A 23,306-nucleotide genomic window follows, 5' to 3' on the forward strand; every position below is an offset into this window, starting at 1 on the left:
ATGTTCCTCTGGATGGTCAGCCAATACTATTGTACGCCTTTATGTACTGAAAGCTGAATATTGTATCAATACAAAAGATGCAACATGACCATGATGACCAAAGCCGCCCCGCGTCCCCTCGCCGCCCCGATGGGCCGCAAGGTGCTGACCACGCTCCCGGCCGCACTGGTAAAGGTCGTGACGCAATGGCAGGCACGCCGCCGCAGCCGTATCGCGCTGTCGCACTTGAGCGATTTCCACCTGCGGGACATCGGCCTCGACCCCCTGATCCGCGATCAGGAGATCGGCCGTCCGTTCTGTAAATAAGTCCCGGTTCCGTTCATCCCCACGGAACCTCTTCCTCGGCCGGGCCCTGCCCGGCCGTTTTTTAACGCCGGATCGACCCGTACTCGGATAGGTAAGGTGGGTTGAAACCCAGCTTACTTCAGCCAACCACGGACGATTCGCCAATCAGACCGCGACCGCCTCGATCGCGATCGAGCGACGCTTCAGCTCGCTATACATCGCCGAAACCACGCGCGGCTGGTTGACCGCACGCCGCAGCGCCTCGTCGATCAGGCTTTCGCGCACCTTGCTCTGAACGCGCCAGACAAGGCGGCGCTTCACGCCGTCATCGTAGACAATTTCGACCGCGCCGGTCGGTGAATGGCGCAGGCCAAGGAAATCAAAGCCCCCGAGGGAGCTGTGGTAAGACACACGTATGGGCATTTTTCTGCTCTGTTTTCTGCCTCAATGGCGCGACATTGGGGTCATACCTGCCATTGCGTCAATCGGGTTGAACACAAATCCGCGTGATCGAGTCCCTAGCGCAACAGCGTAAAAGGAACGTGACAGAATCAAAAAGGCGCGGACCAATGGCCCGCGCCTTCGAGTTTTCCCTCCGGCAACAGCCGAAAAAGTATCAGCGCTTCGAGAACTGGAAGCTGCGGCGGGCTTTTGCCTTGCCGTATTTCTTCCGTTCAACCACGCGGCTGTCGCGAGTCAGGAAGCCCGCAGCCTTGAGCGCACCGCGCAAGCTGGGTTCGTAAAGCTGAAGCGCTTTCGAGATGCCGTGCTTGACCGCACCGGCCTGACCCGAAAGACCGCCACCGGCAACCGTGGCCATCACGTCGAACTGACCTTCGACATTGGCGACCTGGAACGGCTGGCGCAGGATCATCTGCAGCACCGGACGGGCGAAGTACTTCGTGTAGTCGATGAACTCGCCCTTGTTGTTGCGGATCAGGAACTTGCCGGAACCCGGCTTGATCCAGACGCGGGCAACCGCGTCCTTGCGCTTGCCCGTCGCATAGGACCGGCCCAGCGCGTCGCGCTGCGGTTCACGGGGCGCTTCGATTTCGGCGACAGCCTCGGTGCCCGAGACGGCCGATTTCAGATCGTCGAGAGATTTGATTTCGTCAGCCATCTTACGCGCTCCGGGTGTTCTTCGGGTTCATCGACTTGACGTCGAGAACTTCGGGGGACTGCGCTTCATGCGGATGCTCGGCACCGGCATAGACGCGCAGGTTCGACATCTGCTGCTTGCCCAGCTTGTTGCGGCTGATCATGCGCTCGACGGCCTTGATCACCACGCGCTCGGGATGGGCGCCGTCCAGCACCTGCTCGGCGGTTCGGAACTTGATGCCGCCCGGATGGCCGGTATGCCAGTAGTACCGCTTGTCAGCGCGCTTGTTGCCGGTCATCTGCACCTTGTCGGCGTTGATGACGATGACATTGTCGCCCATGTCCATATGCGGGGTGAAGGTCGCCTTGTGCTTGCCGCGCAGGCGCATGGCGACGATCGTGGCGAGGCGGCCCAGAACAACGCCCTCGGCGTCGATCAGGATCCACTTCTTCTCGATCTCCGCCGGAGTTGCGGTATAGGTCTTCATTGTCAGCCCTTCGAGTTCGGGTTCCTGGGCAGCCCGGAAGCCGCCCGAAATTCGGATGCGGGCTTGTCTCCGATCCGCACGCGCAGGTCAAGTGGGTGTTTCTGTAATTATCTGATTAATTTCAACGTGTTAAAAAATAGGTATTTAAATACCCCAATAAAATCATCCCTAGGACACCCCACAACGCATCAGACCAAAGCCTGATGACTGACAGAACGGTCCATGATTTGCTAGACTCGTTTGAATTTCAGCCCTGCCCCGGAATTGTACGGATAATCATATGTCGCCAACAGGCTCGAAAAAGGATGGGACCCCGCCGGTCAAACGCCGATGCCACCGCTGCCACGGCTCCGGCCGCGCGCCCTGCCAGATCTGCGGCGGCGCGGGACAGGTCGTGATGGGAACCACGCCGCTGGGCAAACCGCAATATGACCGCTGCAGCGGCTGTTTCGGAACCCGAACCACGCGCTGCACCTCCTGCCAGGGGGATGGGTTCATCTGACCTCATTCACCGGCGCGTTTCGGCGGGATTGAATAGGTCATGTTTGCCCGCGCCACCGGCGCGTCCATCCCTTCGGACCGGATCAGCACATCCCCTATCGCCAGAACCCGTCCCATTTTCAACAGGCGCGCCGTGCCGATCAGGTCGCGCCCGGCTTCCGGCTTGCGCAGGAAATCGACCGCTCCGTTCGTGGTCACCGCCAGCGCCACCGGCCCGATGCGGGCAAGGATGGCCAGATAGACCGCGACATCTGCCAATGCGAAGATATTCGGGCCCGAGACAGTGCCGCCGGGCCTCAGATGCCGCTCTGCCACCTTCAGCCGCATGACGATCCCGTCCTCGGTCAGACGCTCGATCGCGAAGTCACCCTTTACCTGCGGAAACTCGCGCTCCAGAAACGCCGCCAGTTCCGCCTCGTTCATCACCGCCTGCATCTTCCCTCCCGCGCCTCACCGGCCTAGAGTTCCCTGAACCGGAAGGAATGACAAGATGAGCGACCCGATCCTTTTGCGCGACGATGCCGACGGCATCGCCACGCTGATCCTCAATAGCCCCGGCAGCCTGAACGCGCTCTCTGACGCGATGCTGGCCGCGCTGAAGGACGCCTTCACGCGATTGGCGGACGACAAGGACATCCGCGTGGTAATCCTGAAAGGCGCGGGCAAGGCCTTCTGCGCCGGTCACGATCTGAAGGAAATGCAGGCAGGCCGCGCCGCGCCCGACAAGGGCCGCGCCTATTTCGCCGACCTCTTCGCCCGCTGCGCCAAGGTCATGCAGATGATCCCCGCTTTGCCCCAGCCGGTCATCGCCGAGGCGCATGGCATCGCCACCGCCGCCGGGTGCCAGCTTGTGGCCTCCTGCGATATGGCCGTCGCCGCCGAGGGCACAAGGTTCGGCGTTAACGGCGTCAATATCGGGCTCTTCTGTTCCACCCCCATGGTCGCGCTTTCGCGCAACGTGCCGCGCAAGGTCGCGTTCGAGATGTTGACAACCGGCCAGTTCATCGACGCCGCCCGCGCCGCCGAGGTCGGGCTGGTAAACAAGGTCGTGCCCAGCCAGACCCTGTCTGCCGAGACCCGGGTCCTCGCGGAAATCGTCGCGGCCAAACTCACCGCCGCCGTCAAGATCGGCAAGCGCGCCTTCTATGACCAGATCGAGATGACGCGGGCCGAGGCCTACGACCACGCCGCCGCCGTGATGGTCGAAAACATGCTCTGGCGTGACACCGAGGAAGGTATCTCGGCGTTTATCGAAAAACGAAAACCCGACTGGGCCTGACCCTCCCACTTTCTGTCTGAAAATACTCCGGGGGCCCGGGGGCTGGCCCCCGGCCCGACTTCAGATCCCGCGCGTCCTCAGCCAGACCGCGAGGCCGAGCGCCACAAGCGCGGCCACCAGCGTCACCCATAGAAGCAATGTCACGCCCCCCGCCCCAATGAGAAGCGCCCCGAGGAACGGCGCTGCCGCCCCGGCGGTCAGCGGCGCCATGGCGAGCGCCCCGCTCACCGCGCCGAAGTTGTCCTGCCCCAGCGCCTCTGCCGTCAACAGCGGGCGCAGGATCGACTGGATGCCGATCGACGCGCCCTGAAGCACGGCATAGATCACCAGAAGCCAGACCTGACCGGTCGCGATCAAGAGCGCCACGCTGGCAAGGCTCATACCCAGCGCGATGCCGCGCGCAACGGGGCCGGACTTGGCGCGCGCGCCCGCCAGCATCACAATGATGCGCCCCGCCACCTGCATCGGGCCGACGGTGGAGGCGATCAGAACGGCCAGTCCTTGCGGCGCTCCCCGGTCGGTCAGGATCGGCAGGGCGAAGGTAAAGAGCATCGTGTGATTGCCCATCAGAAGCCCGAAGAACGCCGCAAGCGCCCAGAAATCCGGTCGCTTCAGCACGGCGCGGATCGCGCCGGGCGGCGTTGCCACCATCGGCCCGCCACGCCGCTCGCCGCGCCTGAGGAACCGCACGCCGAAGACATTGGCGGGCAGCGTCACCGCGAGCTGAACCGCCGCGAAGACCAGAACCGCGCCGCGCCAGCCCAGTGCCTCACCCGTCAGCGCGCCAAGCGGAAAGGCGAAGGTGGAGGCGAAACCCGCGACCAACGTCACCCTGATGATGCCGGTCCGCGCCTCCCGCCCCAGTCGTCGCGTCAGGAAAGAAAAGCAGGTCTCATAAAGGCTCGCGGCCTGCGCGCAGCCGATGACGATCCAGAGCGCATACCAGAGCCAGAGCACCTCGACCCGCGACAGGGCCGCCAGACACACTGCCCCCAAAGCCGCCGCGCCGCCCAGAAGCGCCCCGCCATAGCCCTTGTCCACCAACCGCCCCGAAAACGGCGCCAGCCCCGCCTGCGTCAGAAGCGCCAGCGTCGGCCCGAGCGCCAGTTCCGCCCGGCTCCAGCCGCTTCCGTCCTCCAGCGCCAGGATGATCGCCCCGAAGATATAGACCAGCGACGCGAAGCCCGCCGTCTGACCCACCGCAAGCAGCCAGACGCCGATGCTGTCGTCGCGGGACATGACTTCAGAGCCCGTAGAGATCGCCGAACTTGGCGTCGAGATAGTCAAGCAGCGGCGCTTCGCTGGGGGCAAAACCACAGGCCCGTTCGATCACCTCTGCCGGGCGGTACAGCCCGCCGAAGCGCTGCACCTTCGCCGCCAGCCAGTCGGTTGCCGGTCTCGCATCGCCGCGCGCCAGATCGGCGTCAATATCAGGCAGGTCGGCCCGCAAGGCCTTCATCAGGCATCCGGCATAGACATTGCCGAGCGTATAGGTCGGGAAATAGCCGAAAAGCCCCACCGACCAATGCACATCCTGCAAGACCCCGTTCGCGGGCCGGTCGACCTTCACGCCGAAATCCTCGGCAAAGCGGGCATTCCACGCCGCCTCCAGATCGGCCACTTCAAGGACCCCCGCCATCACCTGCCGCTCCAAATCAAAGCGCATCATGATGTGCAGGTTGTAATGCACCTCGTCGGCCTCGGTGCGGATATAGCCCGACTGGACCCGGTTGACCGAGCGATAGAACTCCTCCGCCGTCGCCACGCCGAAATCGCCGAACGTGTCGCGCATCCGCCCGTGCAGCCAGCCGGTGAAGGCCCGCGACCGGCCCAACTGGTTTTCATAGATCCGGCTCTGGCTTTCATGCACCCCCATCGACACGCCCGCGCCTAAGGGCGTGAAAAGATGGTCGGGGTCGATCGCCAGTTCGTAACAGGCATGACCGACCTCGTGGATCGTCGAATAAAGGCAGTTGAAGGGATCGGCCTCCACCACCCGCGTGGTGATCCGGGCATCGTTGCCGGAGCCCGAGGAGAACGGATGCACCGCCAGATCGAGCCGCCCCCGATTCCAGTCATAACCAAAGGCCGTGGCAAGCTCGCGCGCCAGTGCCAGTTGCCCTTCCTTGGCAAATGTCCCTTTGACCGGCGCGGGGTGCCCCGCAGCCCCCAGCACTTTTTCCCTAAGCGCCACAAGGCGCGGCCGCATACGGCCGAACATAGCGCCAATTGTCGCGGCCGTGGCGCCCGGTTCGTAATCGTCCAGAAGTGCGTCATAGACATCGCCGCCGCCGAACCCGGCTTCCGCCAGTGCCTGCCCCTTCTCGCGCATCAGCGCCACGACCTTTTCGAAGACCGGCAGGAAATGCGCGACATCGTCCTTCGCCCGCGCCTCGGCCCAGATGCCCTGCGCGACACTCGTCACCCGCGCGATCTCGGCCGCCAGCCTTCCGGGAACGGCGACGTTGCGGTGATAGGACCGCCCGATTAGGTCGAGCGCCCGCGCCCCCGCCGCATCCGTCGCTTTGGCCGAGGCGAGCCAGTCACCCACGCGCGGATCGGTGCGCCGGGAATGCAGCACGCCCTCGATCGCCGCCATCTCCTCGCCGCGCTGTTCGGCGGCACCCTCGGGCATCATGGTTTCCTGATCCCAGCCCAGACGGCCCGCGATCTGCGCCAGCGCCTCTGTTTCGCGCTGAAAGGCCATGAGGTCGGCAAAGGCGGTCATTTTTTATCCCCGGATCGTCGCGGTGATCGGATATTGCGCCCGGTGCCGCGCTCGGATCACGGCGACCCAGACCGCGACCGCGCCCAACTGGTGGATGAGCCCGAGCGACAGGGGGGCGGCATGGACAACCGTAACGATGCCCAGCACCACCTGCGCGGCCAAAGCCACGATCACGAAGGTAAAGGCCCCGCGTGTCGCCGGATGGGCAGACCGGCGCCCCCGCAGCCAGACGACGATGCCAAAGGCCAGCAGAAGATAACCCGCCATCCGGTGAACAAACTGCACCAGCCCCGGATTTTCGAAGAAGGCCAGCACCGCCGGTCCGCCCTCGGGCAGATAGAACGCGTCAGCCGGGAAGAAACTCTCCCCCATCAGCGGCCAGGTCGGAAAGGCCCGGCCCGCGTCGATCCCTGCCACCAAGGCACCAAGCAGGATCTGGAGAAAGGCGAAATGCATCAGCCCCGTCGACATGGAGAAAAGCTTTGCCTCGCGCGACCTGCGCGCCTGCAACAGCTCTGTCTCGCGCCGCGACAGCGACAGCATATACCAGGCGATCAGCCCGAGGATCGCGAAGGCGAGCCCCAGATGGACCGCAAGGCGGTAGGAGGCGACATCGACCATGCGCCCCGTCAGGCCGGACGACACCATCCACCAGCCGATGACCCCCTGCAACCCGCCGAGCGCACCAAGGCTCGCGAGCCGTCCCGTCCAGCCGGCGGGCATGCGTTTCGTCGCCCAGAAGAAGAGGAAGCCCACGGCCCAGACCAGCCCGACAAATCGGCCAAGCTGGCGGTGACCCCATTCCCACCAATAGATCGTCTTGAACTCCTCAAGTCCCATCTGATGGTTCTGCAACTGAAATTCCGGGCTGGCCTGATACTTGGCGAATTCGGCCTGCCACTCAGCGGCATTCATCGGCGGCAGCGCACCGGTCACGGGCCGCCACTCGGTGATCGACAACCCGCTGTCCGTCAGCCGCGTCAGACCGCCGACCGCGATCATCGCGACGACCAGCGCGAAGAGAATGGCAAGCCAGATCCGCACAGCACCGCGCGCACCGCCCCGGCCCTGATCGATCATGCCGCCTTGTGGCGTGGCAGCGGATTTCTGCCCCTCACCGACCTCTTCGAAAATACTGCGTTTGCCGGCCATCGCGCCCTCCGTTCGACGGGCGGACACTATGCAACCGCAAGGTCGGCTTCAAGGCCAGACGGCCATGCGTCCCGCCGAGCCCGGTTCGAAAAGTTTTGGGTCAAAACTTTTCAATATGGAAGGATTTTGTCTCAAAATCCTTCCATAGCCGCACCCGACTTCATTTTCCGGCTTTGCGCACAATCTGGCGCAGCACCCCGTGCAGCGTCTGCACATCGGCCCGCGTCAGCGGCATCCGGCTCCAGAGATTGCGCAGATTCAGCTTCATCCCCTCGGCCTTGGTCGCAGGAAAGAAGAACCCGGCCTCCTCCAGCCGCTCTTCATAATGATCTCCCAGCTTTTCGACCTCGATCGCGGGGGCAAGCTCGGTTCCTGCCAGTTCCAGCACCTCGGGCGGGGTCTGATCGCCCTGCCGCCGCCACTCATAGGCGCAGAGCAGCACCGCCTGACCGAGATTGAGCGAGGCGAAATCCGGGTTCACCGGGATTGAGATGATCGCGTTTGCGCGGGAGATGTCCTCGTTCTCCAGCCCGGCACGTTCGGGTCCGAAAAGCACACCGACCCTCTGGCCGGAGGCCGAGAGCGCGCGGGCATGTTCCATCGCGCGTTCCGGCGTCATCACCGGCTTGGTCAGGTCGCGCGAGCGCGCGGTCGTCGCAAAGATATAGGAACAGTCGTGGATCGCCTCCGGCAGCGTCTCGAAGACGCCCGCATGGTCCAGCACCTTCCCCGCCGCACCCGAGGCCATGGCGACGGCGCGCGGATTGGGCCAGCCGTCGCGCGGATCAATCAGCCGCATGTGCGAAAGACCGAAATTCAGCATCGCCCGCGCCGCTGCGCCGATATTCTCGCCCATCTGCGGGCGAACGAGGATGAAGGCGGGCTGAAGGTCGGACATCAGATGTTTCCTCTCGGGTCGCGGGCCTGATACTTTGACCTTGCTTCTATCGCAAGGAGGCCGCCATGGCCTGGGACGAGGGGCTGGCGCAGGTCCTGCGCGACGATCTGGCCGATCTGCCGATCCGCGAACAGAAGATGTTCGGCGGGCTCTGTTTCCTGATGAACGGCAATATGCTCTGCGGCATCCACAAGGGCGGCACGATGTTCCGCGTCGGCAAGCCGAACATGGCGGCAGCCCTTGCCGTGCCCGGCGCGGGGCCGATGACCTTCACCGGCAAGCCCATGGGCGGGATCATCGAATTCAGCCTCGAGGCCACGGCCGACGATGCGCGGCGGGGCACAGTTCTGGCGCTGGCGCTCGGTTTCGTGAAAACCCTGCCTGCAAAGTAGGGCCATAGCCAAGCAGACAATTCTGCGCTAATCGGCAGCGGAACCGAAAGACCCGGAGCCACCCATGGCCGAAAACGACCGCCCGCAGATCTACCTCATCACGCCGCCCGATCTCGATCTGGAGGTCTTTCCCGACCGGCTCGCCGCCGTTCTGGATGCCGAAGAGATCGCCTGCATTCGCCTTGCAATCGCCGGGGGCGACGAGGACCGGATCGGCCGGGCGGCGGATGCGGTGCGGATGGTCGCGCATGAGCGTGACGTGGCCGTCGTGATCGAGACGCATCTGAAACTGGCCGAACGCCACGGGCTAGACGGGGTTCACCTGACCGACGGCGCGCGTAATATCCGGGACGCCCGCAAGACGCTCGGGGCCGACGCCATCGTCGGCGCCTTCTGCGGCACGTCGCGGCATGAGGGGATGAATGCCGGCGAGGCCGGGGCCGATTACGTGTCCTTCGGCCCCGTCGGCGCCACCGCGCTCGGCACCGGCGCCCGCGCCGACCGTGAACTCTTCGCCTGGTGGTCCGAGATGATCGAGGTCCCGGTCGTTGCCGAAGGCGGGCTGACCGCCGACCTTGTGACCGACCTCGCCCCGGTCACGGATTTCTTCGGCATCGGGGCCGAGATCTGGTCAAGCGATGATCCCGTGGCCACCCTCAAAGTACTGATCGCCCGCTCTGCTCTGTAATCAGGCAGTGTCACTCATGTCCGGCCCAATGTGCCACGCGCCTCTTCAAGTCCGGCGCTAATGGTCAGCTCTGGACGGTGCGACGCCGATTAAGAGACGCATTTGAGCATGTAGGCAGGCAACTTCCGCCGCCCGCCCGGAGAGTTCCTGCCGGTGGTAATGCCCGACGGCGTCGCTTCGGCACCCGTCCGGCCGATCCGCTTGCAGTGTTCCGAAAAGGCACGGATCACCGCCTCGCCGCTTGTCTTGGCGGGGTCGTAGGCCGCAAACACGGACTCGATCTTTTCACCACCGTAATCCTGCAAACCGTGAACCCCGCCCGGCATGCCCCAGCCGATGAAGGTCTCCAACCCCTCCCTCACCGCCGCGTCGCGGATGATCATGGTCTTAAGCGCCTCTTCTTCCGCCCGGTAGCGGGCAATCTCTGCGGGATCTTCGGCACAGGCGGCAAGCGTTACGGTCGCCACCAGTGTTGCCATCGCTCCGGTTCGGGTTCTGCCTGTCCGTCGTTCCATGCCCCTGCCTCCGTTTATCGGCACACATATTCCACCTGAACGTGTAAGAGGGTGACGGCGTACCGGCAAGTGAGTCCCCACATGTTCAGATGCCAGTCGGCCCTTGACTTTCACCCCCGCCTGCCTGATAAGCCCGCATCCCGGCGGGTCTCTCGGCCCGACCGGGATTCTATATTTGGTAATGTCGTCCCGAAAGGGGCGCGCTGCCCGAGGCGGGGAAACCCATAAACGCCGGATGATCCGGGGCCACAGGGCGCGGCAGAAATGAAGGAAAGACCCATGTTCGCGGTCCTCAAGACCGGTGGCAAGCAGTACAAGGTTCAGGCGGGCGATGTGCTCCGCGTGGAACTGATCGCAGCCGCCGCTGGTGACAAAGTCCAGTTCAACGAAGTTCTCATGATCGGCGGCGACAAGCCGGTTCTGGGTGCGCCGCTCGTCAAGGGCGCTGCCGTCCAGGCCGAAGTCATCGACGACATCAAGGCCGACAAGGTCATCACCTTCTGGAAGCGCCGCCGCAAGCACTCCTCGCAGCGCACCCGTGGCCACCGCCAGAAGCTGACCCTGCTCCGCGTCACCGACATCCTCGCCTCCGGCGCGGACAAGTCGGGCGTGAAGGAAGCCATCGGCACCCATGCCGCCCGCGTCGCCGCGCATAACAACGCGGCCCCGACGGAGAAGTCCGAGAAGGCCGAAAAGAAAGCTGCCCCGGCGAAGAAGGCCCCGGCCAAGAAAGCCGAAGCCAAGGCCGCCCCGGCAAAGAAAGCTGCGCCTAAGAAGGCCGCGGCCAAAGCGAAGGAGTAACACCCCATGGCACATAAAAAGGCAGGCGGTTCCTCCCGCAACGGCCGCGACAGCGCTGGTCGCCGTCTCGGCGTGAAACTCTATGGCGGTCAGGAAGCGGTTCCGGGCGCCATCATCGTGCGTCAGCGCGGCACCACCTGGTGGCCGGGCGAAGGCGTCGGCATGGGTCGTGACCACACGATCTTTGCAACCGCCGAAGGCCGCGTGACCTTCAAGAAAGGTCTCAAGGGCCGCACCTTTATTTCGGTCCTCCCGGCAGCGGAGGCAGCCGAGTAAGCCGAACCTTTACAATCGGATTGTAGACGGGGACCGGCTGAAAGGCCGGTCCCTTTTCTTTTACAGGCAGGAGTTTGCCAGTGTACGGTTTCAATGAGGCAGTGATGAGCATGATCACGGTACGTGTGAACGGCGCAAGCTTGATCCGGTCATGCTCACGCCCCATTTGGGGTGTATCGGGCAGCGTGGCGCCCAAAGCGGCCGGGAGGGTCGCGCGTCACATTGCGAGTGTCGGACGGGGCATGGCTGGTAGGGCGGCCGTGATCCTCGCCATTCGTTGAGGAGGAGGAAGAGTTCATGATGCAGGAACCGATCGTCGTCCAGCCCGCGCTGGCGGCCGAGCGTTTTGTACTGCGTCCCTTGCGGATGTCAGATGCCGGCCTCATCGAGATGTATACCGCCGACCGGCGCGTGGCCGAAGGTACGCGCACCATTCCGCACCCCCTGCCTCCCGGCGCGACCGCGGCGTTCATTGCCCGCATGCTTTCGGACGGACGGGGGGAGGATATCTGGGTCCTCGACGGGTCTGAGCTTGGCCATGCCGAGGTGCTGGGCCTCGTCAGTCTGACACGGATGGAACGCGCGCAGAGCGAGATCAAATACTGGGTCGCGCCCGCCTTCTGGAACACCGGCTACGCGTCCGAGGCGGTTGCCGCCATCGTCGCGGCCAATCCCCAGCAGGCGCGCACACTCTTTGCCGAGGTCTTTCAGGACAATCCCGGCTCTGCCCGGGTGCTGACCAATTGCGGCTTCGAATATCTCGGCGATGCCGAGGCCTTCTCGGTCGCCCGCGGCGCCACTGCGCCGACCTGGACCTATCTGCGCAAGATGGCCTGACGAAAATGCCTCTCCGCGCTGTGATCGAAACGGCACGGCTCACCCTGCGCCCCCTGACCGACGCCGATGAGGCGCAAGTGTTCGCCGGTATTGGTGACTACGACGTCGCGTGCTGGCTCACGGCGGTGCCGCATTCTTACCAACCGGAGGACTACCGCAGCTTTCTTGGCACCGTCCAGCCGGGCAAGGTCTGGGCGATCGACGATCGCAACGGCGCATGCGGCAAGATCGGGCTCGACCCGACCCTCGGTTACGGGCTCGCGCGGCGGGTCTGGGGCCGGGGCTATGCAACCGAAGCGCCCCCGCGCCCTGCTCGCCGCCCATTTCGCAAATCCAGCCGCCAGCATGCTCCGCTCCGGCCACTTCGCAGGCAATACCGCCTCGCACCATGTCCTGACCAAACTCGGCTTCCGGCCCGACGGGTTTCGGATGACGTCCTGTCGCGCGCGCGGAGACACCGCCATCCTCCTGCACGGCATGGCACTGACGCGCGATGACTGGCGCGCGGCGAGTCCTTCGTGATCTCAACCGACAGGCCGAAGCGAACAATTCGAAAGATTCAACTCTCGGCGTGGCCCTCAGGGTCTGACCCTCCCATCTTCTTCTTGGCAAAAATACTCCGGGTGGGTCCGGGAGGGCAGCGCCCTCCCGGCCGGTCGGCCGAGGCGCAGCCGAGGCCGAACCCTTAACCCACCGCGCGCGCCTGCCATACGTTTTGCCGACGCTTTGCAGACGCATTGCCGACCGCGCCACCCTTGCGAAAACCGCCGCCACAAGCTATCGCCACACGACCCCTAGGAAAGCCTGACCCATGAAGTTTCTCGACCTCGCCAAAGTCTATATCCGCTCCGGCGGCGGCGGCGCGGGCTGCGTCTCGTTCCGGCGCGAGAAATTCATCGAATTCGGCGGCCCCGATGGCGGCGATGGCGGCAATGGCGGATCGGTCTGGGCAGAGGCGGTCGAGGGGCTGAACACGCTCATCGACTTTCGCTACCAGCAGCACTTCTTCGCCAAGTCCGGACAGCCCGGCATGGGCTCGCAACGGACCGGAAAGACAGGTGAAGATATCGTTCTAAAGGTGCCTGTTGGAACGGAAATCATCGACGAGGATGAAGAGACCATCATCGCCGATCTGACCGAGGTCGGTCAGCGTGTCCTGCTCGCGCAGGGCGGCAATGGCGGCTGGGGCAACTTGCGCTTCAAATCCTCCACCAACCGCGCGCCGAGCCGTGCCAATCCCGGTCAGGAGGGCGTCGAACGCACGATCTGGCTGCGCCTAAAACTCATCGCCGATGCCGGGCTTCTGGGCCTGCCGAATGCCGGAAAGTCGACCTTCCTTGCCGCCGTCTCGAACGCCAAGCCCAAGATCGCGGACTATCCGTTCACCACTTTGGTACCAAATCTTGGTGTCGTGGGCGTCGATGGCCGCGAATTCGTGATGGCCGACATTCCCGGTCTGATCGAAGGCGCATCCGAAGGCCGAGGCCTTGGCGACATGTTCCTTGGCCATGTCGAACGCTGCTCGGTCCTCCTGCACCTCGTTGACGGAACATCCTCGACGATCGCAAAGGATTACAGGACGATCCTGACTGAGCTTGAGGCCTATTCCCCCGACCTCGCGGCGAAGCCGCGGATCACCGCGCTGAACAAGATCGACGCGCTCGATGCCAAGACACTGGCGAACCGCAAGCGCAGCCTTGAGAAGGCTGCGGACGGGCCGGTGCATCTGATGTCGGGCGTTTCGGGCGAAGGTGTGCAGGATGTCCTCCGTGCACTCTGGAAGATCATCGCCAAGACACGGAAAGAGGCTGAACCCGAGGACGATCAGCCGTGGCAGCCCTGAGGCCCGATATCACGACAGCGCGACGGCTGGTGGTCAAGATCGGCTCGGCGCTTCTGGTCGATCCGGCGGGCGGGTTACGCCGCGACTGGCTTGTGGCGCTGGCCGAAGACGTTGCGGCGGCCAAGGCGCGGGGCGCCGATGTGATCCTTGTGTCCTCGGGTTCCATCGCTCTTGGCCGGGGCGTGCTTGGACTGCCGAAAGGTGCGCTGACTCTCGACCAGAGCCAGGCGGCGGCCTCAGTCGGCCAGATCCGGCTTGCGCGGGCCTATGAGGAGGTGCTGGTACCCCACGGCCTGACGGCCGGTCAGGTATTGGTGACGCTGGAAGATACCGAGGACCGCCGGCGTTACCTCAATTCCCGCGCGACGATGGAAACGCTTCTGGGTCTTGGCGTCGTGCCGATCGTGAACGAGAACGACACCGTGGCTACGGATGAGATCCGCTTTGGCGACAATGACCGTCTTGCAGCCCAGATCGCAGTGACGATCGGCGCGGATCAGCTTGTGCTCTTGTCGGATGTGGATGGCTTCTACTCCGACAATCCGAAGGTGAACCCCGCCGCCCAACGCTTTGAGATCGTTGAGAAGATCACAGGTGAGATTGAGGCGATGGCGGGCGATCCTGTCTCGGGCCTGTCGAAGGGCGGGATGAAGACCAAGCTTCTCGCCGCCAAGACCGCCGTCGCCGGCGGCTGCGCCATGGCGATCACCGAGGGTTCTGTCCTGCGTCCGCTCAAGGCGTTGGCTGAGGGCGCCAACTGCACATGGTTCCTGCCCGAAGGCACGCCGCAACTGGCGCGCAAGCGCTGGATCGCGGCGATGAAGCCGCGTGGGGAGCTGCATCTCGATGCAGGTGCTGTCACGGCCCTGAAATCGGGCAAGTCGCTCCTGCCTGCAGGGGTGACGCGCGTGTCGGGCCGGTTCGAACGCGGCGATCCCGTGGCCGTCCTCGGCCCCACGGGCGAGGCATTGGCCAAGGGGTTGGTGCGCTATTCGGTGGGCGAAGCGAAGGCCATTGCCGGGCGGCGTTCGGGTGACATCGAGGCTATTCTCGGCTATGCCGGTCGCGGACCGATGGTTCATCGGGACGATATGGCGTTCTGACGGATGGCCCTGACGGGCCATGCCTGGGTGCCACGTATTTGGGAACAGAAGAAGATGAAGGATTTCAGCGATATACCGGCCTTGATGGTGGAGATGGGCCGGGCAGCGCGGGCCGCTGCCGCTGAACTGGCCTTTGCCACGGCCGAGCGTAAACATGCTGCGCTGATCGCGGCGGCGGATGCGGTCTGGGCGCGGCGGGCGGAGATCATCGAAGCCAATGCCCGCGACCTCGACTATGGCCGCGACAAGGGGTTGAGCCCGGCGATGATGGATCGGCTGCGGCTCGACGAAGACCGTATTCGCGGCATCGTCGATGGTCTGCGCTCTGTCGCCGAGCAGAAGGACCCGGTGGGTGAGGTCATCGCCGAGTGGGACCGGCCCACGGGGCTTCACATCCAGCGGGTGCGGACGCCTTTGGGCGTGGTCGGCGTGATCTACGAAAGCCGCCCGAACGTGACGGCCGATGCAGGCGCCCTGTGCCTCAAATCCGGTAATGCGGTGATCCTGCGTGGCGGCTCGGAAAGCTTCCATTCCTCGCGTGCCATCCATGAATGTCTGGTGGAGGGGCTAAAGGCTGCAGGCCTGCCCGAAACGGCGATCCAGCTTGTGCCGACCCGCGACCGGGCGGCGGTGGCCGAGATGCTGAAAGCGGTGGAGCATATCGACGTGATCGTGCCTCGCGGCGGCAAGGGGCTCGTCGGCCTGGTCCAGAAGGAAGCCCGAGTGCCGGTCTTTGCCCATCTCGAAGGTATCTGCCATGTCTATGTCGACAAGGATGCGGACCCGGAGAAGGCCCGCGCGGTTGTTCTGAATGCCAAGATACGACGCACCGGCATCTGCGGCGCGGCGGAATGCCTGCTCGTTCACAAGGATGTCGCAGCCACGCTCGGCCAACAGATCGTCGACGACTTGATCGCGGCGGGGGTCGAGGTCAGGGCAGAGGGGCTTCGGGGCTCAAAACCCGCGCAAACAGATGATTTCGGTCGCGAATTCCTCGACATGATCATCGCGGCGAAGGTTGTTGACGATGTCGACGGCGCCATCGCCCATATCCGGACCTATGGCTCGAACCATACCGAGGCGGTCCTGACCGAGAACGATGCCACTGCCAAGCGCTTCTTCCAGCGTCTCGACAGCGCGATCCTGATGCGCAATGCCTCCACCCAGTTCGCCGATGGCGGCGAGTTCGGCATGGGGGCAGAGATCGGCATCGCCACCGGCAAAATGCATGCGCGGGGACCGGTCGGGGCCGAACAACTGACGAGCTTCAAATACCTCGTGACTGGCGACGGAACGGTCCGGGCGTGAGTGAGCCGAGCGACGCCGAGCTTGCCGCCCGCTACCGGTCAGTGATCGAGGCTGAACTTGCGCAACTCGACACCGCGACCGATGCCACCAGTGATGACCGCAGGCCGGTGGAGCTGGACCAGCAATCGGTTGGCCGACTCAGCCGGATGGATGCGATGCAGGGTCGGGCCATGGCCACGGCGATCGAGGCCCGGCGGGGCCAGCGCCGGGTGGCCCTGAAGGCAGCGCTCCGCCGGATGGAGGACGCTGAGTTCGGCTGGTGCGCAAACTGCGGCAGCTTCATCGGCACCGGCCGGCTGGATGTCGATCCGGTGGTGATGACCTGCATCACCTGCGCTCAGTAGCCGATCGCGATTTGCCCGTTATCGGTTTCGACCGACAATGTGCGGCCGGACCGGCGGATTTCTTCGGGCAAAAGCGCGAACTGCACATGCGACGCCGAGATTTCCGTTCCGGGTAAGGAACCGTCAAGTCGGGCCCAGAGTTCAGGATCAACTTTCAGTTTTTCGGCCTTCGCCTCGATCCTCCACACAGGCTCGTTCGTGACGATGACGCGCCCGCCATGGGGCAGCGCGGTCTCAACACATTGCAGCGCGAGGAATGCCAGCTTGACCTCGGGGCGCGGCGGATCGCCTGCAACCTGCCAGTCGATGCAAAGCCGCCCGCCGCGCGTCATGTCGTCGAGAATCGAACGGATTTCGGTGCGGGCGACCGGTTGCCCCGGACTGGCGAGCCCGTAAGCGATCCGGAAAAACCGGATACGGGCGCTGGCATTCGTGACGCTTTCCGAGATCAGCGCCATTTCCGGGCCATGCGCCGCGCCGGTCATCATCAGCAACTCCACCCCATTGCCGATTGCGCCAAGGGGGCTGATAAGATCATGACAGATGCGCGATCCGAGAAGCGCCGTCAGATCGTCGGGTGGTGCAAGCGGCATGGAATAGTTTCCTTTACAAGGAGTTACGGGTCTTGAACGAGATGCTTGAGCCGGGGATGTTCGTGCGCCACCCGACCTGCACCGACTGGGGGCTGGGCCAGGTCCAGTCACGGATCGGCCAAAAGGTGACGGTCAATTTCGAACATGCCGGAAAGAAGGTGATCGATGGAACGCGTGTCGAACTGGTTCTGGTCATGGATGACGGCACTTAACTTTCAGGCGATTATCTGGACTTAAACGCAACCTATGCGATTAGTCAACGCCGCCAGACCGGACCGTTGGTTGCAAATGAACATTGCCCATCCTAAAAACCGAACAGAGCAGGAAACGCAGATTTCGAACGCTGGCGATGACCCCAGATAGCACGCATCTTCAGGTCCGGCTGGCCGTGCGCGAAGCCGATTTTCTCTCCGCGCAGCGGTTGCGGTACCGCGTTTTCGTCGAGGAACTGGGCGGCGACGGGCCGCTTGTCGATCACCCCAACCGGCTGGAACGGGACGAGTTCGACCCAGTTAACGATCACCTCATCCTTGTCGATCCACGTCGGAATATCGCCGAGCTCGACCACGTGGTCGGCGTCTACCGGTTGCTTCGCGGCGATCGCGCGGCCGAATTCGGACGGTTTTACTGCGACAGCGAATACGATCTTGGTCCGTTAAAAAAGTCCGGTCGCACGCTCCTGGAACTGGGCCGGTCCTGCGTCGATGCAGATTATCGCGGTGGTCCGGCAATGTTTCTTTTGTGGAACGCGCTGGCCGACTACGTGCTGGAACACGGGATCGAGGTGCTTTTTGGCGTCGCCAGTTTCCACGGCACGGATATCGAGACGCTGAAAATGCCGCTGTCGTGGCTCCATCACCACCATCTGGCCCCGGAAGCGCTGCGGGTGCGGGCTCTGCCCGCGCATTATCAACGCATGGATCTGGTGCCCGCTGATCAACTGGACCGGCGGCAGGCGATGGTGGCGATGCCCGCCCTGATCAAAGCCTATCTGCGGCTGGGCGGTTTTGTCGGCGACGGCGCGTTTATTGACCGGGAATTCAACACGACCGATGTCTGCCTCTTGATGGACACCGCCGCGATGAGCGAGCGGCATAAAGGGTTCTACACCCGCAAGCATGAGGCCCGCACGTGACGACATGGCGGTCGGAGATCGCGTCGGACCGCCCGCCGCTTGGTCCGGCGGGGCTGGTGCTGATCGTCCTGCGCGGCGGGGTTCTGGGGCTGGTGACGTTCGGCGGTCTGGGGCTGCTGCTGCTCTGCCGTCTGGTGGAACGACCGCTTTGCGGGCTGAACCGGCCCTTTACGCCCCGGATCACCCGTGGCGTCTGCCGCGTCGCCTTCCCGATAATGGGGATGCGCTATTCGGTGCGAGGGAAACCGATGCACCATGTCGGCGCTGCGGTGGCGAACCATTCGTCGTGGCTCGACATCTTCGCGCTGAATGCCTGCCAGTCGATCTATTTCGTCTCCAAGGCCGAGGTCGCGCGCTGGCCTTTCATCGGTTGGCTGGCACGGGCGACCGGCACCGCCTTCATCGCCCGCGATCCGAAACAGGCGAAGGTTCAGCAGGCCCTGTTCGAGGAGAGGATACGGGCGGGCCACAAGCTGCTCTTTTTTCCCGAGGGAACGTCAACCGACGGGCTGCGTGTTTTGCCGTTCAAGCCGACTCTCTTTGCCGCCTTTTACAGTCACGGTCTGGAACATGTGATGGAGATCCAGCCGGTGACGGTGATCTACCGTGCACCGCCAGGGGCGACGGATCGCTTCTATGGCTGGTGGGGTGACATGGCCTTCGGGCCGCATCTGGCGAAGGTACTCGCCAAACCTCGCCAGGGCGCGGTTGAGGTTGTGTTCCACGAGCCGATCAGCGTAGCTGACTTTGCCTCACGCAAGGACCTTGCCCTGCACTGCGAAGTCGCGGTGCGGGACGGGCTGCGCAGCGCCCTGCCAGACGGTTTTATAGACTAGATCACGGCCCCGCTGACCCTTTTGCGCTCCGCGGCAGGAAACCCAATCAGTTCTGACTGCGGTAGTCCTCAGGTCTGATGCCGTGACGGGCGAGCTTGTCGTAAAACGTTTTGCGCGGCAGTTTCAGCGCGGTCGCCGCTTCGGTCGCGTTGCCGGCATGGCGGACCAGCGCCTCAATGAGCAGCGATTTCTCAACGCGCGCCATCTGCCCGGCCAATCCGGGTGCCCCGTCATCCTCATGCGCTTCATCGAGCCCCATGGCAAAGCGCATCGCCGCATTCATCAGCGCGCGGGCATTGCCGGGCCAGTCCTGCGCCATCAGGTCGGCGATGACCTCGGGTGTGATTTCCGGCACCGGCAGATCGGACTGCTCGCAGGCAATCGCAACGTAGTGACGGAAGAGAACCGGGATGTCCTCGGGACGTTCCTTCAGCGCCGGAATACGGACGCGAATCACGTCGAGCTTGTAGAACAGGTCCGGATTGAACCGCCCTTCCCCGGCCTCTGTCCTCAGGTCGCGATAGGTGCCAGCGATCACCCGGATGCCAGGATTGCTGTCGATCAGGTCGAGCGCGGCAAACTGTGCTGCAGGTGGCAGGGCTGCCACCTCGTCGAGAAAGATCGACCCGCCCTCGGCCCTCTCGAAGGCGGCCGCGAGCGTTTCGGGCGTGGCCGAGGCTGCCGAGAGTTTTTGGAACGGACGCATTGCAGCGGCCGAAAGCAGATGGATGACCTCCGCCATCTTCGCCGTCCCGGCGCCCGGCGGGCCGGAGATCAGCACCTCGGCTGAGGTCCGCGCCGCCGCGCGTGCCGCCTCGCGCATCTGTTCCGACAGGGCTGAGGTCCCGACAAGCATCCGCGCCGCTGCATCGCCGCGCCGGATCTCGCGCTTCAGGGCTCGGTTTTCCAGAACCAGCGCCCGTGTCTTCAGGGCCTTCTGCACGACGGAAAGAAAATCCTGGGGATTGCATGGCTTTTCAAGAAAGTCGAAGGCTCCGCCGGTCATGCCCTTGACCGCCATCGGTACGTCGCCCTCTCCGGTCAGGAGGATGACCGGAAGGTCGGGATCGGTCTTGCGTGTATGTTCCAGAAGGTGAAACCCGTCCCGGCCTGGCATCCGGATATCCGACACGACCACACCCGGGAAATCCCGCGCGATGTGGTCCTTGGCCTCGATGAAACTTGAAACCAGCACCGGACGCAGCCCGGCAAGGTCCAGCGTCTGCCCCAGCGCCTCGCGTACAGCACGGTCGTCGTCAACCAGCAACACCCGTTCCGTCATGCCGCCCTCGCCTTCCGCGCCGGGTCGAGCTCAATCATGAACTCCGCGCCGCCCTCCGGTCGGTTGCGCCCCGAAATCGCACCGCCAAAACTCTTGACGATCCCGTAGGAGATCGACAGGCCAAGCCCCATCCCCTCACTCGCGCCGACCTCCTTGGTCGAATAGAACGGGTCAAAGACCCGGTCGGGCTCGGCAATACCGGGCCCGGTATCGGTCACCGTAAGACGAACACGGCCTGCGATCCGGTCGATCCGGATCGTCACCAGTCCGCCCGCCTCCATCGCATCGGCGGCGTTGGCCAGAAGATTCATCAGCACCTGCTGCAACCGCACCTCGCCACCCCGGACCCAGACCGCGCGGACAGGCGGTGTCCAGTCGACCGTGACCCCGGCGGCCCTGAGCCGCGCTTCGCTCAGTTCCAGCGATGCGGCGACGACCTGCCCCAGATCGACATCGCTCATCGCCTCGCTTTCCTGCCGGGCGAAGGCGCGCAGGTTCTTGATGATCCGCCCCATGCGGTGGGCAAGGTCATTGATCCGTCCGAGATTTTCCACGGCTTTGTCGTTCTGGCCGCGGTCCAGAAACAGCCCGGCATTCTCGGCATAGGACCGGATCGCGGTCAGCGGCTGATTGAGTTCATGGCTGATCCCCGCCGACATCTGGCCAAGCGCCGACAGCTTGCCCGCCCGCACCAGATCAGCCTGCGCCCGCTGCAGCTGATCATTGGCATCCGAAAGCTCGCGCGTCCGCTCCTCGACCCGGCTTTCCAGCCGCGCATTCGCCTCGGCTTCGGTCGCAAGCTGAACGGCCAAGGCACGGCGGCGTTCGAGAAGCGCGTAGATGGCCGTACCAATGACGATGCAGGCCGCCGCTGCCAACAGGGCTTCCAGCATCGCCTGGCGTTCCGCCGGGGCGATATCCACCAGTGCCTCTCCCGTCATCTCGATCACCGGCAGAGGTCGGGTCAGATGCAAGGCACGGGCCGGCAGATAAGGCCCGCCGTCAAGGTCCCAGATCTCGTGCCGGTCGATGCGGCGCACCTCGCGGCGGAGCAGGTCAGCGGGCACGGTGCCCTCTTCCCCCGGCAGCAAATCAAGCCGCACCAGAACCAGTTCGTCGCGGTTCGACACGAAGGCGATGCCATCTGTGTCGGTGAAAAAGACGATCATCGGCTCACCGCGCCAGATCACCTCGACCGCCTCGGTCTCCACCCGGGTAATCAAGGTGCCAACAACCGGCCCCTCGGGCGAAAAGACCGGCGCGGCATAGACGAATAGCCGCCGCCCAGAGGAACGGTCGATCTCGTGATGAAAGCCCAGCGCCCCTTGCATGGCGCGCCGAAAATAAGGCCCCGATGACATGTCCGCACCATGATCAGGTCCGGACGAGGCGATGACTTTCCCAAACCTGTCGGTCAGCACAAGTTCGTCCGAGCGCGTCATATCGGCGGTGCGCCGCAAAAGCCGGTCGGCCTGCCCGGCATCCGCTTCCGGATCAAGCGCAAGGCGCAGCACCTCGGGATGATCCGCCATTAGTACCGTCATCTCACGATACCGCTGCAACTGCCCCAGCAGCCGGTCACCCGCCAGCGCCAGATCGGCCCGACCTCGGTCCTCCAGCCGCGCCAGTGCATCACTCAGCGACCGCCACCAGATCCCACCGGTAACGCTTCCCGCAAGCGCAAGAAATACCAAGAGCGCCAGCGCGCGTCGGATCATGCAGTCCTCCCTCTTCCGCACAGTCTAGCCAAGGCGACGGGGCGAACGCCAGCGGCTTTCAGGCGATTGATTGCGACCGCCTTGGCAGAAAGCTGCGAGGCTTCTTTCCCGCGCCTGCAGCTGTTGATTGCCCGGGCGCATCACACCGAACTAGCATTCGCCATCCCCGCCCGCATGGAGGTGCAGGCGGATCACGCAACGGGAGGACATAATGCTCAATCTCAAAGGCAAGCTGGGTGCGCTCATCGCGGCCGCCACTCTGGCAGTTCCGGCAACGGCGCAGGCCGAGGAATTCATCAACATCCTGACCGGCGGCACGTCCGGGGTCTACTATCCGCTCGGCGTCGGCCTGTCGAAGATCTATGCCGACAATATCGACGGCGCGCGCACACAGGTGCAGTCCACGAAGGCCTCGGTCGAAAACCTGAACCTTCTCCAGCAGGGCAAGGGTGAACTGGCGCTGGCGCTTGGCGACTCGGTCAAGCTTGCCTGGGAAGGCAATGCCGATGCAGGCTTTGCCGAACCGCTCGCCAAACTGCGCGGCATCGCGGCGGTTTATCCGAACTACATCCAGATCGTCGCCTCGAAGGAAAGCGGCATCACCTCGCTCGACGGGCTGAAGGGCATGAGCCTGTCGGTCGGCGCGGCGAAGTCGGGCACCGAACTGAATGCGCGGACGATCTTCGCGGCGGCGGGAATGAGCTATGACGACCTCGGCAAGACCGAATACCTGCCCTTCGCGGAATCAGTCGAACTGATCAAGAACCGCCAGCTTGACGCCACCCTGCAATCGGCTGGCCTCGGCGTGGCTTCGATCAAGGACCTGTCGACGTCGCTCGACATCCAGATGGTTTCGGTCCCCGAAGAGGTCGTGACCGCGCTCGGCGCGCCTTACATCGCCGCGACCATCCCGGCAGGCACCTATCAGGGGCAGGATGCCGACGTGCCGACCGTGGCCGTCGTCAACTTCCTTGTTACTCATGAGGACGTGTCGGAAGAGACCGCCTATCAAATGACCAAGCTTCTCTTTGAGAACCTTGGCGAGTTGGAAGCCGCCCACAAGGCAGCCGCCCAGATCAAGCTGGAAAACGCGCTGAACGGCATGCCGATCCCGCTGCATCCGGGTGCGGAGCGCTTCTACAAGGAAGCCGGCCTGATGTAACCTCAAAACCCCGGGCGGCCCGTCCGCCCGGGGCTCACGGCTTT

28 protein-coding genes are annotated in these 23,306 nt (G+C 64.1%); 16 read left to right on the forward strand and 12 right to left on the reverse strand.

The annotated features are described in order from the left end of the window. The first annotated feature begins 84 nt into the window (after positions 1-84). A complete protein-coding gene (locus OEZ71_RS02345; RefSeq protein ID WP_263738316.1) occupies positions 85-306 on the forward strand; it encodes a DUF1127 domain-containing protein in 222 nt (73 codons plus the stop codon). A gap of 144 nt (positions 307-450) precedes the next feature. On the opposite strand, the gene OEZ71_RS02350 is transcribed toward OEZ71_RS02345, so the two are convergent. The 4 genes from OEZ71_RS02350 to OEZ71_RS02365 all read right to left on the reverse strand — a co-directional run bounded on the left by OEZ71_RS02350 (position 451) and on the right by OEZ71_RS02365 (position 2,807). Then, entirely contained in the window at positions 451-708 is a 258-nt protein-coding gene (locus OEZ71_RS02350) for a hypothetical protein (protein ID WP_263738317.1), read from the reverse strand. Between the two features lie 193 nt (positions 709-901). Beyond that, on the reverse strand, positions 902-1,405 hold the full coding sequence (gene rpsI, locus OEZ71_RS02355; RefSeq protein ID WP_263738318.1) for a 30S ribosomal protein S9: 504 nt from the start codon (positions 1,403-1,405) through the stop codon (positions 902-904). Position 1,406: 1 nt separating this feature from the next. Further along, positions 1,407-1,871, reverse strand: a complete 465-nt coding sequence (gene rplM, locus OEZ71_RS02360; protein ID WP_263738319.1) for a 50S ribosomal protein L13 — start codon at positions 1,869-1,871, stop codon at positions 1,407-1,409. A gap of 504 nt (positions 1,872-2,375) precedes the next feature. Next, on the reverse strand, positions 2,376-2,807 hold the full coding sequence (locus OEZ71_RS02365) for a PaaI family thioesterase (protein WP_263738320.1): 432 nt from the start codon (positions 2,805-2,807) through the stop codon (positions 2,376-2,378). A gap of 55 nt (positions 2,808-2,862) precedes the next feature. Here OEZ71_RS02365 and OEZ71_RS02370 point away from each other — a divergent pair, with 55 nt between their 5' ends. Next, positions 2,863-3,651: an enoyl-CoA hydratase gene (locus tag OEZ71_RS02370; protein WP_263738321.1), complete on the forward strand. Its 789-nt coding sequence runs from the start codon at positions 2,863-2,865 to the stop codon at positions 3,649-3,651. A 60-nt stretch (positions 3,652-3,711) separates the two neighbouring features. Here OEZ71_RS02370 and OEZ71_RS02375 read toward each other — a convergent pair whose 3' ends face one another. The 4 genes from OEZ71_RS02375 to OEZ71_RS02390 all read right to left on the reverse strand — a co-directional run bounded on the left by OEZ71_RS02375 (position 3,712) and on the right by OEZ71_RS02390 (position 8,429). Next, the gene (locus tag OEZ71_RS02375; protein ID WP_263738322.1) at positions 3,712-4,890 is read right to left on the reverse strand and encodes an MFS transporter; all 1,179 of its coding nucleotides are present in this window, start codon (positions 4,888-4,890) and stop codon (positions 3,712-3,714) included. A gap of 4 nt (positions 4,891-4,894) precedes the next feature. Further along, positions 4,895-6,379, reverse strand: coding sequence for a carboxypeptidase M32 (locus tag OEZ71_RS02380; RefSeq protein ID WP_263738323.1), 1,485 nt, complete (start codon positions 6,377-6,379; stop codon positions 4,895-4,897). Positions 6,380-6,382: 3 nt separating this feature from the next. Continuing rightward, positions 6,383-7,531 (reverse strand): heme A synthase, encoded by a 1,149-nt coding sequence (ctaA, locus tag OEZ71_RS02385; RefSeq protein WP_263738324.1) that lies wholly within the window; start codon positions 7,529-7,531, stop codon positions 6,383-6,385. A 160-nt stretch (positions 7,532-7,691) separates the two neighbouring features. Then, positions 7,692-8,429 (reverse strand): RNA methyltransferase, encoded by a 738-nt coding sequence (locus OEZ71_RS02390; RefSeq protein WP_263738325.1) that lies wholly within the window; start codon positions 8,427-8,429, stop codon positions 7,692-7,694. A gap of 65 nt (positions 8,430-8,494) precedes the next feature. Between OEZ71_RS02390 and OEZ71_RS02395 the strand changes: the two genes are divergently transcribed. Together OEZ71_RS02395 and OEZ71_RS02400 are read left to right on the forward strand one after the other, a co-directional pair. Continuing rightward, on the forward strand, positions 8,495-8,821 hold the full coding sequence (locus OEZ71_RS02395; RefSeq protein WP_263738326.1) for a TfoX/Sxy family protein: 327 nt from the start codon (positions 8,495-8,497) through the stop codon (positions 8,819-8,821). Between the two features lie 64 nt (positions 8,822-8,885). Beyond that, the gene (locus tag OEZ71_RS02400; RefSeq protein ID WP_263738327.1) at positions 8,886-9,509 is read left to right on the forward strand and encodes a thiamine phosphate synthase; all 624 of its coding nucleotides are present in this window, start codon (positions 8,886-8,888) and stop codon (positions 9,507-9,509) included. An 89-nt stretch (positions 9,510-9,598) separates the two neighbouring features. On the opposite strand, the gene OEZ71_RS02405 is transcribed toward OEZ71_RS02400, so the two are convergent. Next, positions 9,599-10,024 (reverse strand): hypothetical protein, encoded by a 426-nt coding sequence (locus OEZ71_RS02405; RefSeq protein ID WP_263738328.1) that lies wholly within the window; start codon positions 10,022-10,024, stop codon positions 9,599-9,601. A gap of 279 nt (positions 10,025-10,303) precedes the next feature. Here OEZ71_RS02405 and rplU point away from each other — a divergent pair, with 279 nt between their 5' ends. The 8 genes from rplU to OEZ71_RS02445 all read left to right on the forward strand — a co-directional run bounded on the left by rplU (position 10,304) and on the right by OEZ71_RS02445 (position 16,536). Continuing rightward, entirely contained in the window at positions 10,304-10,825 is a 522-nt protein-coding gene (rplU, locus tag OEZ71_RS02410; protein WP_412175596.1) for a 50S ribosomal protein L21, read from the forward strand. Positions 10,826-10,831: 6 nt separating this feature from the next. Then, positions 10,832-11,101, forward strand: a complete 270-nt coding sequence (rpmA, locus tag OEZ71_RS02415; RefSeq protein WP_263738329.1) for a 50S ribosomal protein L27 — start codon at positions 10,832-10,834, stop codon at positions 11,099-11,101. 297 nt (positions 11,102-11,398) lie between these two features. Beyond that, positions 11,399-11,938 (forward strand): GNAT family N-acetyltransferase, encoded by a 540-nt coding sequence (locus OEZ71_RS02420; protein ID WP_263738330.1) that lies wholly within the window; start codon positions 11,399-11,401, stop codon positions 11,936-11,938. Between the two features lie 5 nt (positions 11,939-11,943). Then, positions 11,944-12,435, forward strand: a complete 492-nt coding sequence (locus OEZ71_RS02425) for a GNAT family N-acetyltransferase (protein ID WP_263738331.1) — start codon at positions 11,944-11,946, stop codon at positions 12,433-12,435. Positions 12,436-12,749: 314 nt separating this feature from the next. After that, the gene (obgE, locus tag OEZ71_RS02430; RefSeq protein WP_263738332.1) at positions 12,750-13,781 is read left to right on the forward strand and encodes a GTPase ObgE; all 1,032 of its coding nucleotides are present in this window, start codon (positions 12,750-12,752) and stop codon (positions 13,779-13,781) included. Next, entirely contained in the window at positions 13,769-14,884 is a 1,116-nt protein-coding gene (gene proB / locus OEZ71_RS02435) for a glutamate 5-kinase (protein ID WP_263738333.1), read from the forward strand. The genes obgE and proB overlap by 13 nt, the downstream gene beginning before the upstream one ends. A gap of 54 nt (positions 14,885-14,938) precedes the next feature. Then, a complete protein-coding gene (locus OEZ71_RS02440; protein WP_263738983.1) occupies positions 14,939-16,192 on the forward strand; it encodes a glutamate-5-semialdehyde dehydrogenase in 1,254 nt (417 codons plus the stop codon). Next, the gene (locus OEZ71_RS02445; RefSeq protein ID WP_263738334.1) at positions 16,189-16,536 is read left to right on the forward strand and encodes a TraR/DksA family transcriptional regulator; all 348 of its coding nucleotides are present in this window, start codon (positions 16,189-16,191) and stop codon (positions 16,534-16,536) included. Before OEZ71_RS02440 ends, OEZ71_RS02445 begins: the two co-directional genes overlap by 4 nt. Here OEZ71_RS02445 and OEZ71_RS02450 read toward each other — a convergent pair. Next, entirely contained in the window at positions 16,530-17,129 is a 600-nt protein-coding gene (locus tag OEZ71_RS02450; RefSeq protein ID WP_263738335.1) for a histidine phosphotransferase family protein, read from the reverse strand. The genes OEZ71_RS02445 and OEZ71_RS02450 overlap by 7 nt on opposite strands. Before the next feature lie 32 nt (positions 17,130-17,161). Here OEZ71_RS02450 and OEZ71_RS02455 point away from each other — a divergent pair, with 32 nt between their 5' ends. The 3 genes from OEZ71_RS02455 (at position 17,162) to olsA (ending at position 19,100) form a co-directional block, all read left to right on the forward strand. After that, positions 17,162-17,341 carry a DUF3553 domain-containing protein gene (locus OEZ71_RS02455; RefSeq protein WP_263738336.1) on the forward strand — a complete coding sequence of 60 codons (180 nt, stop codon included), beginning with the start codon at positions 17,162-17,164 and terminating at the stop codon, positions 17,339-17,341. A 137-nt stretch (positions 17,342-17,478) separates the two neighbouring features. Further along, complete coding sequence (gene olsB / locus OEZ71_RS02460; protein ID WP_263738337.1) at positions 17,479-18,264, forward strand: L-ornithine N(alpha)-acyltransferase; 786 nt, start codon at positions 17,479-17,481, stop codon at positions 18,262-18,264. Next, complete coding sequence (gene olsA, locus OEZ71_RS02465; RefSeq protein ID WP_412175597.1) at positions 18,261-19,100, forward strand: lyso-ornithine lipid O-acyltransferase; 840 nt, start codon at positions 18,261-18,263, stop codon at positions 19,098-19,100. The genes olsB and olsA overlap by 4 nt, the downstream gene beginning before the upstream one ends. Positions 19,101-19,146: 46 nt before the next feature. Here the strand turns inward: olsA and OEZ71_RS02470 are convergent, their stop codons facing one another. Together OEZ71_RS02470 and OEZ71_RS02475 are read right to left on the reverse strand one after the other, a co-directional pair. Then, positions 19,147-20,382 carry a sigma-54-dependent transcriptional regulator gene (locus tag OEZ71_RS02470; protein WP_263738338.1) on the reverse strand — a complete coding sequence of 412 codons (1,236 nt, stop codon included), beginning with the start codon at positions 20,380-20,382 and terminating at the stop codon, positions 19,147-19,149. Further along, a complete protein-coding gene (locus tag OEZ71_RS02475; RefSeq protein ID WP_263738339.1) occupies positions 20,379-22,100 on the reverse strand; it encodes an ATP-binding protein in 1,722 nt (573 codons plus the stop codon). The genes OEZ71_RS02470 and OEZ71_RS02475 overlap by 4 nt, the downstream gene beginning before the upstream one ends. Before the next feature lie 211 nt (positions 22,101-22,311). Between OEZ71_RS02475 and OEZ71_RS02480 the strand changes: the two genes are divergently transcribed. Continuing rightward, positions 22,312-23,262 (forward strand): TAXI family TRAP transporter solute-binding subunit, encoded by a 951-nt coding sequence (locus OEZ71_RS02480; RefSeq protein WP_263738340.1) that lies wholly within the window; start codon positions 22,312-22,314, stop codon positions 23,260-23,262. Positions 23,263-23,306 lie beyond the last annotated feature (44 nt).

This window comes from Albidovulum litorale (assembly GCF_025751495.1).
Lineage (GTDB): Bacteria > Pseudomonadota > Alphaproteobacteria > Rhodobacterales > Rhodobacteraceae > Albidovulum > Albidovulum litorale.